General features: G+C 61.1%; 12 protein-coding genes and 1 other RNA gene. 9 read left to right on the top strand and 4 right to left on the bottom strand.

The annotated features are described in order from the left end of the window. Nucleotides 1-224: 224 nt before the first annotated feature. Nucleotides 225-2726, top strand: a complete 2502-nt coding sequence (locus A8V01_RS21425; protein WP_103098317.1) for a TonB-dependent receptor — start codon at nt 225-227, stop codon at nt 2724-2726. 350 nt (nt 2727-3076) lie between these two features. On the opposite strand, the gene mtgA is transcribed toward A8V01_RS21425, so the two are convergent. After that, nucleotides 3077-3742, bottom strand: coding sequence for a monofunctional biosynthetic peptidoglycan transglycosylase (gene mtgA, locus A8V01_RS21420; protein ID WP_103098316.1), 666 nt, complete (start codon nt 3740-3742; stop codon nt 3077-3079). 198 nt (nt 3743-3940) lie between these two features. On the opposite strand from mtgA, the gene A8V01_RS21415 reads away from it, so the two are divergent. Then, on the top strand, nt 3941-5173 hold the full coding sequence (locus tag A8V01_RS21415) for an MFS transporter (RefSeq protein WP_103098315.1): 1233 nt from the start codon (nt 3941-3943) through the stop codon (nt 5171-5173). A 67-nt stretch (nt 5174-5240) separates the two neighbouring features. On the opposite strand, the gene rpoH is transcribed toward A8V01_RS21415, so the two are convergent. Then, the gene (gene rpoH, locus A8V01_RS21410; protein ID WP_103098374.1) at nt 5241-6140 is read right to left on the bottom strand and encodes an RNA polymerase sigma factor RpoH; all 900 of its coding nucleotides are present in this window, start codon (nt 6138-6140) and stop codon (nt 5241-5243) included. Nucleotides 6141-6235: 95 nt separating this feature from the next. Next, entirely contained in the window at nt 6236-7177 is a 942-nt protein-coding gene (locus A8V01_RS21405) for an RluA family pseudouridine synthase (protein WP_103098314.1), read from the bottom strand. A gap of 18 nt (nt 7178-7195) precedes the next feature. Here A8V01_RS21405 and A8V01_RS21400 point away from each other — a divergent pair, with 18 nt between their 5' ends. The 4 genes from A8V01_RS21400 (at nt 7196) to rnpB (ending at nt 9565) form a co-directional block, all read left to right on the top strand. Next, on the top strand, nt 7196-7588 hold the full coding sequence (locus A8V01_RS21400) for a M67 family metallopeptidase (RefSeq protein WP_103098313.1): 393 nt from the start codon (nt 7196-7198) through the stop codon (nt 7586-7588). Nucleotides 7589-7626: 38 nt separating this feature from the next. Further along, nucleotides 7627-8268: a histidine phosphotransferase family protein gene (locus A8V01_RS21395; RefSeq protein WP_103098312.1), complete on the top strand. Its 642-nt coding sequence runs from the start codon at nt 7627-7629 to the stop codon at nt 8266-8268. Between the two features lie 109 nt (nt 8269-8377). Then, on the top strand, nt 8378-9082 hold the full coding sequence (locus A8V01_RS21390; RefSeq protein WP_103098373.1) for an N-acetylmuramoyl-L-alanine amidase: 705 nt from the start codon (nt 8378-8380) through the stop codon (nt 9080-9082). Nucleotides 9083-9091: 9 nt separating this feature from the next. After that, nucleotides 9092-9565: RNase P RNA component class A (gene rnpB / locus A8V01_RS21385), an RNA gene on the top strand. 19 nt (nt 9566-9584) lie between these two features. Here rnpB and A8V01_RS21380 read toward each other — a convergent pair. Then, nucleotides 9585-10373, bottom strand: a complete 789-nt coding sequence (locus tag A8V01_RS21380; RefSeq protein WP_103098311.1) for a metallophosphoesterase — start codon at nt 10371-10373, stop codon at nt 9585-9587. Between the two features lie 244 nt (nt 10374-10617). Between A8V01_RS21380 and A8V01_RS21375 the strand changes: the two genes are divergently transcribed. The 3 genes from A8V01_RS21375 (at nt 10618) to A8V01_RS21365 (ending at nt 13701) form a co-directional block, all read left to right on the top strand. After that, entirely contained in the window at nt 10618-11382 is a 765-nt protein-coding gene (locus A8V01_RS21375; RefSeq protein WP_103098310.1) for a TorF family putative porin, read from the top strand. A 317-nt stretch (nt 11383-11699) separates the two neighbouring features. Continuing rightward, complete coding sequence (locus tag A8V01_RS21370) at nt 11700-12131, top strand: VOC family protein (protein WP_103098309.1); 432 nt, start codon at nt 11700-11702, stop codon at nt 12129-12131. A gap of 145 nt (nt 12132-12276) precedes the next feature. Next, nucleotides 12277-13701 (top strand): glycosyl transferase family protein, encoded by a 1425-nt coding sequence (locus tag A8V01_RS21365; protein WP_245892760.1) that lies wholly within the window; start codon nt 12277-12279, stop codon nt 13699-13701. The last annotated feature ends 10 nt before the right edge of the window (nt 13702-13711 follow it).

Here is a 13711-nt window from a genome sequence, read left to right as displayed (position 1 = left end):
TACCACACTTTCAATAAGAGTTTGAAATAACGTGAGTTTTTCTACGAATGGAGAAAAGTGTTACGCATTCGTCACAAAATTTCGCGGCGCTGCATGCATTTGAGTCCTCACCGTCAGAAAGTTGTCATATCCCGCTGCTCTTAGCAGCCGCAGCAAATGCGGCCGGGCTCAAGTGTTCGTCGCACATTGTTACCACTCCAGTCTGACAAGATCAGGGGCATAGAATGAAACTCACCTCCCTCCTCGCCACGGCGACCAGCACGATTGCTGTCGGCGCCGCCTTCATCGCGGTTCCCGCATTCGCGCAGTCGACCGGCTCGGCCGACTTCGACGGCGACACCATCATCGTGACCGGCGGTCGCGTGAACCAGACCGTTGGCGTCCGCACGCCCGATTCGCCCAAGGCGAAGGTCGAAATCGGTCAGGAACTGATCAGCGCGCAGCGCGCCGGCCAGTCGGTCAACGAAATCATCAACATGGTTCCGGGCGTCAGCTTCACCAACAACGACCCCTGGGGTTCGTCGGGTGGCTCGTTCACCATCCGCGGCTTCGATTCGAGCCGTATTTCGCAGACCTTCGACGGTATCCCGCTCAACGATTCGGGTAACTACGCGATCTACACCAATCAGCAGGTCGATGCCGAGCTGATCGAGACCGTCAACGTCAATCTGGGTTCGACCGACGTCGACAGCCCGACCCCCGCAGCGGTCGGCGGCACCGTCAACATCAACACCAAGGTTCCTGACGACGAATTCGGCGTCATGACCAGCATGTCCTACGGCGATATCGCGGCCGAAGGTTCGGGCGGCGAAGACCGTTCGTTCCAGCGCTTCTTCGCCAAGGTCGAAACCGGCGAATTCACCTCGGTCGGCACCAAGGCCTGGTTCTCGGGTTCGTACTCGCGCAACGGCGCCACCTTCGCCAACTACGGCAAGGTCGAAAAGAAGCAGTTCAACGGCAAGATCTACCAGCCGATCGGCTCGGACGGCGACTTCATCTCGATCGCCGGCCACTACAACGTGAACCGCAACAACTTCGGCGGTTCGCCGCTGAGCGCGCAGTCGATCACGCTCGACAAGGATGAGCGCTTCTACGAAGTCTCGGGCGGCGTGCCCTGCACGACCGGCCCGAACAGCGATACTCCGGGCTACTCGGGTGACTACCCCGATGCCCCGAACAGCTGCGGTTCGCAGTTCGAACGTCGCTACAACCCGTCGAACACCGGCAACATCCGCCTGAACTCGCTGTTCCACCTGAACGACAAGCTGACGTTCTCGGTCGACGCGGCCTATCAGACCGTCAAGGCCAACGGCGGCGGCACCAGCGTGGCTATCGAAGGCTACAACTCGCAGGGTTACACCGGCGTGTTCTATGGTTCGGAGCCGACCCTGTCCGGCAGCCGTGGAACCTACTACTACTACGGCAACGTGGATCTCAACGGTGACGGCGTGACCGGTTCGGGCGATGCCGTGCGCATCCTGACGCCGAGCCAGACCAACACCCGTCGTTTCGTTGCCATCGCGAACCTCGCTTACGAGATCAACGAGAGCAACAGCGTCCGCCTGTCGTACAGCTTCGACCGCGCGCGTCACCGTCAGACCGGCCCCGGCGGCTTCCTGAAGACCAACGCCGAACCCTATGACGTCTTCCCGATCAACGATCCGATCCTGGACGAATACGGCAACCGCATCGACAAGCGTGATCGCCTGTCCTACGCGACGCTGAACCAGATTTCGGGCGAATATCGCGGCAAGTTCTTCGACGATGCACTGACCGTCCTGCTGGGTGTTCGCGCGCCGTTCTTCGAACGTGAACTGAACCAGCGCTGCATCACCACCGATGCCAGCGGCAACGTCAGCTGCGTTGGCGCCAGCCAGGTCGCAGACTACCTTGCAGAGAACACCAGCGCTGTCGGTCCGCTCAAGCGCACCATCAAGTATGACAAGGTGCTGCCGAACGTCGGCGCGGTCTTCAAGCTGACCCCGGAAGTGAGCCTCGCCGGTAGCTACGCCAAGAACATCTCGGCGCCGAGCACCGACGCGCTCTACGGCACGTTCTACTACGCTGCGAACGATCCGCTCGCCCGTCGTACTGCCGAGACCTCGGACAGCTTCGACCTCAGCCTGCGCTACTCGACCCCGATCGTGCAGGCGTCCGTCACCGGCTGGTACTCTAAGTACAAGAACCGTATCGTCACCACCGTCGACATCGACGGCAACTCGACCGACACCAACCTGGGCCCGGTTAAGAAGTACGGTATCGATGCCAGCCTCGGTGTGCAGCCGGTTCAGCCGCTGTCGCTTTATGCCTTCGCTTCGTACATCAAGTCGGAAATCCAGAACGACATCCTGGGTTCGGGCGGCGTGATGCTTGACACTGCAGGCAACCGTGAGCGTGGCGCTCCTGACTGGCTGGTCGGCGGTCGCGCCGAACTGACCCTGGGCGACTTCCAGCTCGGTGCACAGGCCAAGTACACCGGCAGCCGTTATCTGAACGACATCAACACGGTGAAGTTCGGTGGCTACACGGTCGTCGACATGAACCTGCGTTACAAGCTGGAGAGCCTGGGTCTCGACAAGAGCGAAATCCAGCTGAACATCACCAACCTGTTCGACGAATACTACGTCGGCTCGTTCAGCGGTGCAGTGGCGACGTCGCCCAGCTCGGCATTCGTGAACTTCGGTTCGCCGCGTGCGATCAGTGCCACCCTCGTGATGGGCTTCTGATCCAGCACGATCCGGTAACGGAAACAGGAGAGGGGGAGGAACCGCAAGGTTCCTCCCCTTTTTCGTTGCCTTCGGAGGGGGCGCGATGCGGGCGTGGCCCGGCATCGAGCACTGCGCCAAACCGTTTTCCTACAGGGGGCGTGGCGGGTTACCGTGCCCGGATGCGTCGTTCCGGCTTTTCAGACCCTGCACTTGCGGCTCCGGCGGGTTACGGAGCCATGTTGAAGGCGCGTGTTCAGGCCCTGCGCTCCGGGAGAGGCGGCCAAGGTGACACCTTTCTCCAGCCAGGACCGTGTAAACCGTGTAAACCCAAGGTGACACTTCGGGGGCGGGCGGTCCCGCCCGGTCGCTTACTCGTAGACGCAGGAATCGTAGCCGCCGCGCTTCACCGTACCGATGCGGGCGGCGATGGTATTGCCATAGCGGCGCGTGAAACCGGCGGGATTCTTGACCGAGCGGGTCTTGGGGCTGGGCAGGGCGGCGGCCATGCGGCCCGCTTCGGACGGCGTCAGGTGCGCTGCGGACTTGCCGTAGTAGCGCTGCGCCCCGGCCTCGACCCCGTAAGTGCCGATGCCCGTCTCGGCGACGTTGAGGTAGACTTCCATGATCCGGCGCTTGTCCCACAGGTTCTCGATCAGGAAAGTGAACCAGACTTCCAGCCCCTTGCGCAGATAGCGGGTCCAGCCTTCGCCCTGCCAGAGAAACACGTTCTTGGCGGTCTGCTGGCTGATCGTGGAGCCGCCCCGGATGCGCCCGCCTTTCGCGTTGCGCTCCATCGCCTTTTCGATGGCGTCGGTATCGAAGCCATTATGGGTGCAGAACTTGCCGTCCTCTGCCGCGACGACACCGGCCACCATGTTGCGGTCGATGCGGCTGAGGGGCACCCAGTCCTTGGTGATGCCGTTGCCATCGACCAGCATCGTCACCGTGACCGGCGGCGGCACGAAGCGATACAGCACCGTCAGGCCCACGCTGATCGCAACGAACCAGACGACGATCTTGGCAATAAGGCGCATGGAAAGGGCAAATCCTGAGAAGGTGCGATCAGATGCTTACTCTCTAGGCGAATTGATCGGCTTCGCGCCAGTACCCTGCGTGGCAGTGGAGACTACGCTCCACCGATGAGTGTATTCGCAATCGCGACGTTATGTTTGCAGTATGGATAATATGCGCGATACATCCGGCCCATAACAATATGGTGGGAGAGCAGACGCATGGCGTCATCGTTCGGTGTTGGATGGCGGCAGGTGGCGGTCGGCTTCATGCTGCTGGCGGCGACGGGGATGGTCGCCGCGACATATTCCATCGTCGCCGTCCCGCTTGCACGCGAATTCCGGCCCAGCCGCACGGTTCTGATGCTGGCGATGACGGTGATGTCGGGAGTGAGCGCGGTGCTGGCGCCGCTGCTGGGCACCTTGATGGACCGCTTTCCGCTGCGGCGCCTGATGGTGACTGGAGGAGTATGTCTGGGGCTTGGCTACATCGCCATCTCGATGGCGTCCTCGTTCACGCAGGTGCTGATCATCTTTGCGGTGCTGATCGCGCCCGCAAACGTGCTGATCGGCCCGGTTGCGATCACGGTGCTGCTCTCGCGCTGGTTCGCGCAGAAGCGGGGGAGGGCCGTGGGAATTGCTATCGCGGGAATATCGGCGGGCGGCTTCCTGTTTCCGCTGATCATCTCCGGCCTGATGGCCGCGTTCGATTGGCGCACTGCGCTGAAGGCGCTTGCGGTGGTGCTGTTCGTCTGGACGATCCCCATGGCCCTGCTTGTGGTGGATCGCCCCTCGGACAAGGGCCTGAACCCCGATGGTGCTGATTATGCGCTGCCCCAGACGCAGGCGGAGATGGCAAGGAAGCCCATTTCGGCACGGGAAATCCTGACCGATCCCGCCTTCTGGATGATCGCGGTGACAGTCTCGATCGTAACGGCGGGGATGAAAGGCATGATCACCAACCTGGCACCGCTGGCCATCGATACCGGCGTAACTGCGGCGCAGGCGGCTCCGCTGATATCGATCTATGCTGCCTGCGGTTTCATCGCCAAGCTCAACTTCGCGGCGCTGGCGGACAAAGTGGGGCCGCGCGTGCTGATGTTCTGCGGGCTGGGCGGGTTCGCGATGGGGATGCTTTGCATGACGCAGGCTCATCTCGGGTACTGGGTCATTGCCCTGGCCGTGGCGGTGACGGGACTTTTCGGAGGACTGATGGTTCCGGCCGAAAGCTTCCTTGCGCCGCGTGTTTTCGGTCAGCGCGGGGTGGGGAGGGCCATGGGCCTGCTTTCGGGTGCGATCCTGCTGGCGATGCTGGCTACGCCGCCGCTTTACGGGCTGATATACGACCTGACCGGCAGCTATACCGGCATGTTCTGGACCTTTGCCGGTGTGGCTGTCGTCGCGCTCTTCTGGGTGCCGATGCTGCGCCTGCATCCGCGCGGAGAAGCGGCGTGAAGGCAAAGAAAAACCGGGCCATCCTTACGGACGGCCCGGCCTCTCGTTGTGCTTTAGGGAAGCCAGGTCAGGCTGGCATCAGGCGCTTTTCACCGGCAATGCGGTTCATCGCCTTCTGCAGCTTTTCAAAGGCCCGCACTTCGATCTGGCGCACACGTTCGCGGCTGACCGAATAGACCTGGCTGAGTTCTTCCAGCGTCTTGGGATCATCGGTCAGTCGGCGTTCCGTCAAGATGTCGCGCTCGCGCTCGTTGAGCGAACCCATCGCTTCGACGAGCATGTCGTGGCGAACCGAGGCTTCTTCGGCATCGGCGACCGTTTCGTCCTGCAGCGGGCGGTCATCCTGAAGGATATCCATCCACTGACCTTCGCCTTCTTCCCGTAGCGAGACGTTCAGCGAAGCATCGCCGCCCATCATCATACGCCGGTTCATGTTGACGACTTCCTGCTCGGAAACACCCAGCGTGGTCGCGATCTTCGCTACATCGTCGGGGTGCAGGTCGGTGTCTTCGTAGGCGTCGAGGTTCTTCTTCATGCGGCGCAGGTTGAAGAACAGCTTCTTCTGCGCGGCAGTCGTCCCCATTTTCACAAGGCTCCACGACCGCAGGATATATTCCTGGATTGACGCCTTGATCCACCACATCGCGTAAGTGGCGAGGCGGAAGCCCCTTTCGGGCTCGAACTTCTTGACCCCCTGCATCAAGCCGATGTTCCCTTCGGAAATCAGCTCGGATACGGGAAGGCCATAGCCGCGATAGCCCATGGCGATCTTCGCCACGAGGCGCAGGTGGCTGGTCACCAGCTGTGCGGCTGCAGCCGGATCCTGATGCTCCGAATAGCGCTTGGCGAGCATATATTCCTGCTCAGGAGCCAGGATCGGGAACTTGCGGATCTCGGAAAGATAGCGGTTGAGGCTCTGCTCACCGCCCAAGGCCGGGACACTCGGCAGGTTTCGATTGTTGCTCATGATCATCCGTCCTTTCTAGGTCGGCACACGGTCAAAGACCCTTGAAGGCGTCTTAGCTTGCGGCCACCTGTTCATGATAGCACATAATTGCGATTTCAGTGTCGCAGTTCATCGATCAGTGTCCGCATGTCGTCGGGAAGCGGTGAGATGAAATGGACCCTTTCCCCTGAAACGGGGTGAACGAAGCCGAGTTCCGCAGCATGAAGCGCCTGTCGGGAAAAAGTGAGCCGGTTGAGAATCGGCCGGAGCTGGGAAGGTGTTCGCCCATAGACAGGATCGCCCAATAGAGCATGGCCGATTGACGCCATGTGAACGCGCACCTGATGAGTGCGGCCGGTCTCCAGCCGGCATTCCACCAGAGTAGCGCCGCGCAGAGCTTCGAGAGTGCGGAAATGGGTCACCGCATGTTTGCCGCGTCCGTCTTCGACGAGCGCCATTTTCTTGCGATCATGGACCGAGCGGGCGATCGCGCCGCGCACTGTGCCGGCTGCTGGCCGAGGCTGGCCGCCGACCACGGCATTATAGGCACGCTCGATCGAATGATCGGCGAATTGAACCGCAAGCCCTTCATGCGCCTTGTCGGTCTTGGCTACTACCAGAAGGCCCGAAGTGTCCTTGTCGATCCGATGGACGATGCCAGGTCGCGCCACGCCGCCGATACCCGAAAGCTGGCCGCGGCAGTGGTGCAGCAGGGCGTTGACCAGCGTGCCGTCCAGGTTGCCCGCCGCCGGATGGACGACGAGGCCCGCAGGCTTGTCCACGATGATCAGGTGTTCGTCTTCATAGACGATTGTCAGGGGGATGTCCTGAGCCACGGCCTCGGCCGGGATGGCTTGCGGCACGTCGATGGCGAATGCCGTGCCGGCCTCGACCTTGAGCGATGCTTGCGCGACGGGTTTTCCGGCCAGCGAAATGCGCCCTTCGGCCATCAGCGCCTTGATTCGCTCGCGCGACAGGCCGCTGGCTTCCGCCAGTGCCTTGTCGATCCGTCCGCCATTGGCGACTTCGCCTGCGATGATGTTTGTAAGCGCCCCCATTGCGGGTACGATTTGGGGATGATCGTCGAAGTGACAAGTGGTGTTCTCGCCACATTGAACGAGGAAGCCAGAAAGGCCGCCGCCGAAGAGTGCTGCGGTTTGCTGCTGGGCCGGGGGGCGCGTATCGAACAAGCGGTGCCTGCCGCGAATGTGGCCGCTGACAGAACCGTTCATTTCGAGATAGACCCTCGCTCTTTGCTGTCTGCGTTCAAGGCTGCGAGGGCCGGAGGGCCGGAGGTGATCGGCTACTATCACTCTCATCCTACGGGAATTTGCGTGCCCTCGAAGACCGACAAGGATCATTCCACCGGGGATTCGCGCATCTGGGCGATCATCTCGGAGAGCGAGGTTGCTTTCTGGCGCGATAACGCCAATGGATTCGTTGCCCAGCCATTTCGCGTCGTCGGATAGCGGGCCGAAAGAGATGTACGAAAGAGCATTCCAAGCCCATGACCACGAGTTCGATCGAACTTGCCAGCCTGCTGTGTTCGCGCCTTTGCCATGACATGCTCAGCCCTGTTGGCGCGCTGACCAACGGCCTTGAACTGCTGGCGGACGAGAAAGACCCGGAGATGCGCCAGCGCTGCTTCGAGTTGCTTGACCAGAGCGCCCGAATTTCCACCGACAAGCTCAAGTTCTTCCGCCTGGCCTTCGGTGCGGCGGGCGGCTTTGGCGAGATGGTGGCGGTGAGCGAGGCGAAGGTGCTGGTCGACGCTCTTGTCGCCAATAACCCGCGCATCACGCTGGCCTGGGCGCTGCCCAGCGATTCGCTGCCCAAAGCGGCAATCAAGACGCTGCTGAACTTCGCGCTGATCGGCCTTGAAGCGCTGCCGCGCGGTGGCACGCTGGAGATCGCGGCAGAGTATCGGGACAACCACAGCGAACTCGTGGTTCGTGCGGCAGGTCCGCGCATCGCCTTCGACCGTTCCGTCGGGGCGGCGCTGGAAGGCACGCTGCCGGAAGGTGAGCTTTCGAGTCGCACGGCTCCGGCGGCGATGCTGTATCAGCTTGCTGTCGAACTCTCGGGCCAGCTTCAATACGTGCTGGCCGAAGACGCGCTGGTGCTCGGCGCAGTCTTGCCGAGGGCCTGACTTCCCGACTGGCGCAGGTAAGCGGAGATAGCCCCATGTTCCCAGTTCCGGTCCTGCCAGGCTTTTCGCAGCCCTTCTGGTGCAGCGCTGGCAGGATGGGAGTGGCTGCGTGAACCGCTGGCTCGTCAACCAGACCGTTGCTTCACCCAACTGGAATGAGCGCAAGCTGCCGGTCAGCATGGTAGTGCTGCACTATACGGGCATGAAATCTGCCCAGGAAGCGCTCGATCGTATGTGCGATCCGGATGCCGAGGTGTCCGCGCACTATATGATCGATGAGGAGGGTATCGTCACCTCACTGGTCCCGGAGGATAAGCGGGCATGGCACGCGGGGCGCTCCTACTGGCGCGGCATCACCGACGTCAATTCGGCGAGCATCGGCATCGAACTGGTCAATCCCGGGCACGAATGGGGCTATCGTCCATTTCCAGAGCCGCAAATGGACGCGCTGTTGCCATTGCTGGCAGACATCGTCGATCGTCACGACATTCCGCGCGCCAATGTTGTTGCACACTCTGACATCGCGCCTGCCCGCAAGCAGGATCCCGGGGAGTATTTCGATTGGAACCGGCTGGGGGAACTGGGGCTGGCGCTGGAGATCCCCCGCGCGAAGATGAACCTGTTCTACGATAACCCCGGCGCCTTCTACCTCGCACTTGAGCGGTTCGGCTACGACATCACGGATGGCCGGGCCGCTGTCACCGCTTTTCAGCGGCGCTGGCGGCCGATTTTCATGGACGGTGAGATCGACGGGGAAATCGGCGGGATACTGTTCGAACTTCTGTTGGAGCGTGACACCGGTCGTGCTAGGTGACCGCCCGCGTCGGGGAGCCGGGCAGCCGCGGGGTCTTTATGACCGCGAGGAAAGTCCGGGCTCCACGAAACAAGGGTGGCAGGTAACGCCTGCCGGGCGAGGAAGGTTTTCAGGCCTTCCGAAGCTTAGGGAAAGTGCCACAGAGAGCAAACCGCCGCGCTTCGACAGGCTCTTCATGAGCGGGTCGAAGAAGGTAAGGGTGAAAGGGTGCGGTAAGAGCGCACCGCGCTGCCGGTAACGGTAAGCGGCTTGGTAAACCCCACCCGGAGCAAGACCGAATAGGGGCTGCGCGTCGGCGTCGCGAAAGCGGGAGATCGACGGGTTCGTTTCGGACCCAGGCAGCCCGGGTTGGTCGCTTGAGCGAGGCAGCAATGTCTCGCCTAGAGGAATGGCTGCCGCCGCGGCGTAAGGTCCCTCGGGCTTCGGCCCATTTTGGGGAGACCACGCCAGGAACAGAACCCGGCTTACAGGCTCCCCGACGCGTCTCCGGAATTGTGCAAGATTATGCGGCCTCGCTGCAGGCGACTTCGCGGTCGCTGGCAGTCAGGAACCAGCGGTCGGTCCCTTGCAGGCCAATGGCGGTCAGAGTGCCGTGCAGAAACGCACCGGTGTCGATGCCGATGCGATTGTCGCGTTCATCCGGCTCTGGCGTGATGGTATGGCCGTGAACGACGAACGCGCCGAAGTCTCCGCGGTGGCTCAGGAACGGTTCCCGTATCCAGCGGCAATCACGTCCCAGTTGGTGCTCAAGTGGAGTATCCGGGCGGACGCCGGCATGAACGAACGCGTAGTCGCCAACGCGGACCATCTTCTTGAAACCGTCGAGAAAGTCGAAGTCGTCCTGAGGGATGGCTTCGTTCATCAGGCGCTGCATTTCCTCGGTGTCAGCCGAGAGCAATACTTCCTTTTCAATGCCGTAGGAGAGTATCGTCTCAAGGCCGCCGAATTTGAGAAAGCCCTGCATGGCCTCTGCATCCTTGCTGGCGACAAGGAGCATTTCTTCATGGTTGCCCTGGATGAACTCGACGTTGCGCTCCATTCCCCATTGGCGTGCACGCGCGACCACCCTTGCACTGTCATCGCCGCGATCGATGAGATCCCCAAGCAGAACAACCGTTGTGTGCGCACGGCCGCGCGCAGCATCGTCTGTCTCGATGGTATGGATCAGCTCTTCGAAGAGGTCGGCCCGGCCGTGGATGTCGCCCACGGCATAGACACGTTCACCTGAGGGGAGCGAAGGGGCTCGCCGTTGATCGGGCCGGCCCATGAGCTTTCGTATGGCGTTCAGCATTTATTGCACTGCGGTATAAACTGCTCGGTCACGCTGCACAACCCGTAGGAACCGCAAGAGGTTGCAGTGACAAAAAGCGCACACATAGTTTCCCGTTCATTGCTGTAACGAAATTTATCTTGTCCGCAGGGTGGCTGCAGTGCAGCAATAGCGTGTCGTCACGATGGAGCCCGAACGAGGCGTCAAGTAGCGACCGCAGGTGGGACAAGACATCCAAAGACAATAATTCTGTGAGGGAAACACCATGCTCTTGTCCGTCCGCGGCGTCTTGGCCGCCACTTTTCTTGCGGGCACTGCACTCGCTGCAGTTCCGGCATTTGCGCAGGACGCTGAGGCGCCCAAGAACATCACCGTATCTGGCAGCGCAGCACTGACTAGCGATTACCGCTTCCGCGGCGTTTCGCAGTCGGGGGGCGATATTGCGATCCAGGGCGGCATCACTGTATCGCACTCCAGCGGGTTCTATATTGCTACCTGGGGTTCTTCCATCGATCTGGGGGAGACTTACGGCAGCACCGAGCTCGATATCTTTGGTGGCTGGACGGGCGAAGTGACACCCGGCCTCACGCTTGATGCAGGGCTGCTGTATTACGCCTATCCCAACGGTCACGTCGGGACGGCGGAATTCTTCGAGCCTTACGCGTCGGTTTCCGGGCAGGTCGGTCCGGCCAAGGTAAAGGTGGGTGCCAACTATGCCTGGAAGCAGACTGCGCTGCCGAACTTTGCCGGCACTTCGAAACATGACAACCTTTACATTTACAGCAACGTCGACATCGGTATCCCCAATACGCCGGTGACCGTTTCGGGCCATATCGGCTACACTGATGGCGCGCTGGCTCCGTGTTATTACTGTAGCGCTGACAAGACTGGCGTGGACTGGTCAATTGGTGCGTCGGCGACCGTCTATGGTCCGCTTTCCGTCAGCTTGTCCTATGTGGGCGTCACCGGTCCAAGCATCGACAGCTACACCGATGACACTGTAGTTGCGACACTGACCGCAGCATTCTGAGTAATTACAAAGGACGATCCGCCCGGAAATCGCGGGCGGATTGTTCCGTTTCAGAATAAGATCCGCAAGCCGCATCGGCGGGGTGCTGCAAGGGGCGTCCTGCTTTCCCGCTGTGCGTACTTTTGCGCTGTCGGTGCGGGTGTAGCGTTTTGCTATGGGTCTGCGCCGGCGATGGGTCGCCGCCCCTTGTGCTCTCTTCGAGGGGGCCTATCTTGCGCCATCGCAATCTTCCCCGCTCATGTCTTGTGATACCGGCAGATTGTTTTGCTCAAGACGCATTGTTCGTCACGATAGACGAATTAGAGAAGGCTTTCCCCATGACCCGCTATCTGCACACCATGATTCGCGTGACCGACCCGGACGCGACGATCCGGTTCTTTGACCTTGTCGGATTGAAGGAAACGCGCCGTTTCTCCAGCGAGCAGGGGCGTTTCACCCTGATCTATCTTGCAGCTCCGGGGCAGGAAGATGCCGAGGTTGAACTGACGTACAATTGGCCCGCTGAAGATGGATCTGCCGAGACTTACACGGGTGGTCGCAACTTCGGTCATCTGGCGTTTCAGGTGAAGGACATTTACGAGACCTGCCAGCGACTGCAAGATGGGGGCGTGACCATCAACCGTCCTCCGCGTGACGGGCACATGGCCTTTGTTCGGACACCGGACGGGATTTCGGTGGAGCTTCTGCAGGATGGCCGCCTCGATCCCGCGGAGCCTTGGGCAAGCATGGCCAACGTCGGGGAATGGTAACTCTGCGAGTTCCGTTGCGCTGCTGTTAACTTTGTGAAACTTCAGCCCTTCGCATTTGCGAAGAAGGCGTCCCCCACTCATAAGACCTGCCAGCGATCGACGGCAAAAGACTGATCGGTCGCTGGCTTTGACGCCGGGGGGCAAGGTGCGGCAATCGCAGATACTGATCGATACTCTCGCCTATTTCCAGACTTTCGAGCAGGAACTTTTGCTGTTCGTCGCGTTCTGGCTCGCCATTGGCGCTTTGGACGAATTCGTGGTCGACATCTGCTGGATCGGTCTACGGGCGACCGGCCGTGCACGGGATGGCAAAATCTCACGCACTGAAGCTACTGCGCCTCTGTCGGGGAGGGCGGCGATCTTTATCGCGGCATGGAGCGAGGCAGAGGTTATCGGCTACACGATTCGCCATGCCCTGGCGAATTGGCGGCATCGCGATTTTACGTTGTACCTTGGCTGCTATTGCAACGATCCGGCGACGATTGCGGCTGCGGTTGAGGCCGCGCAAGGAGATCCGCGGATTCGGATCGTCGTTGGAGCGGAGGAGGGGCCGACCACGAAAGCGGGATGCCTCAATCGAATTTATGCGGCCCTTTGCGCAGACGAGCAGCGCTATGGATGGCGCTATCGATCGATAGTGCTGCACGACGCCGAAGATATGGTCCATCCCGCTGAACTCGCCGTGATCGATCGGGCTCTGTGCGGGATGGATTTCGTGCAGCTTCCGGTTCGTCCTGAATTGCAGCCGGCATCGCCGTGGATCGCGGCTCACTATGCTGACGAATTTGCCGAGGCCCATGGCAAGACCATGGTCGTCAGGGATGCGCTGGGTGCCGCGATGCCCGCCGCCGGGGTCGGGTGCGGGTTCTCGCGCGATATGATCGCGCGGATAGCGCGGCGGCGGGGCGAGGAATTTGGGCCTTTCGCGGCGGAATGTCTTACCGAGGATTACGAACTGGGCCTGTTGGTGCGGCGTGAAGGGGGCAAATCCGGCTTCGTTCGTGTTCGCGACGAAGCCGGGGAACTCGTCGCGACACGCGCGTATTTTCCGGCCCGGCTGGCGGATGCCGTGCGGCAGAAGTCGCGCTGGATTCACGGTATATCGTTTCAGAGTTGGGACCGCCTTGGCTGGGGCAAAGGCCTTGCAGACCAGTGGATGGCCCTGCGTGATCGCCGCAGCCCATTGACGGCCCTCGTGCTTGCTTGCGGCTATCTCCTCTTGATCCTGCAAGCGGTATTGCAACTGGCTGCACGTCAAGGCCTTGTCGAACAGGCGGCTATGTCTCCGTGGCTGGGGGCACTACTGTCGATCTGCCTTGTCAGCTTCGTCTGGCGTAGCGTTTTCCGGTTTGCCTTTACCCTGCGTGAGTACGGTCTGATCGAAGGCCTTGGCGCGATCCCTCGGGTTATTGCCGCCAATGCCATTGCCATCCTTGCCGCGCGGCGCGCGCTGATGAGCTATCTTACTGCTCTGGGAGGTGCAGCGGTGCAATGGGAGAAGACACGGCACGTGGGCCACCCCGCGATACCGGCATCCAGCCTCTCCGGCGCAAGGCTGGCCGCATCGTGAAGGGGGGCAG

Origin of the sequence: Novosphingobium guangzhouense (genome assembly GCF_002896965.1) — a bacterium.
GTDB lineage: Bacteria > Pseudomonadota > Alphaproteobacteria > Sphingomonadales > Sphingomonadaceae > Novosphingobium > Novosphingobium guangzhouense.
Note: the sequence above shows the minus strand (reverse complement) of the source record. Positions and strands in the feature narration are given on the sequence as shown.

What these genes read in the sequence shown, in the direction of transcription:
- A8V01_RS21405 (WP_103098314.1), bottom strand. Translation starts at nt 7,177, where the DNA reads ATGGGGGCGCTTACAAACATCATCGCAGGCGAAGTCGCCAATGGCGGA.
- mtgA (WP_103098316.1), bottom strand. Translation starts at nt 3,742, where the DNA reads ATGCGCCTTATTGCCAAGATCGTCGTCTGGTTCGTTGCGATCAGCGTG.
- A8V01_RS21395 (WP_103098312.1), top strand. Translation starts at nt 7,627, where the DNA reads ATGACCACGAGTTCGATCGAACTTGCCAGCCTGCTGTGTTCGCGCCTT.
- rpoH (WP_103098374.1), bottom strand. Translation starts at nt 6,140, where the DNA reads ATGAGCAACAATCGAAACCTGCCGAGTGTCCCGGCCTTGGGCGGTGAG.
- A8V01_RS21415 (WP_103098315.1), top strand. Translation starts at nt 3,941, where the DNA reads ATGGCGTCATCGTTCGGTGTTGGATGGCGGCAGGTGGCGGTCGGCTTC.
- A8V01_RS21380 (WP_103098311.1), bottom strand. Translation starts at nt 10,373, where the DNA reads ATGCTGAACGCCATACGAAAGCTCATGGGCCGGCCCGATCAACGGCGA.
- A8V01_RS21425 (WP_103098317.1), top strand. Translation starts at nt 225, where the DNA reads ATGAAACTCACCTCCCTCCTCGCCACGGCGACCAGCACGATTGCTGTC.
- A8V01_RS21375 (WP_103098310.1), top strand. Translation starts at nt 10,618, where the DNA reads ATGCTCTTGTCCGTCCGCGGCGTCTTGGCCGCCACTTTTCTTGCGGGC.
- A8V01_RS21400 (WP_103098313.1), top strand. Translation starts at nt 7,196, where the DNA reads ATGATCGTCGAAGTGACAAGTGGTGTTCTCGCCACATTGAACGAGGAA.
- A8V01_RS21370 (WP_103098309.1), top strand. Translation starts at nt 11,700, where the DNA reads ATGACCCGCTATCTGCACACCATGATTCGCGTGACCGACCCGGACGCG.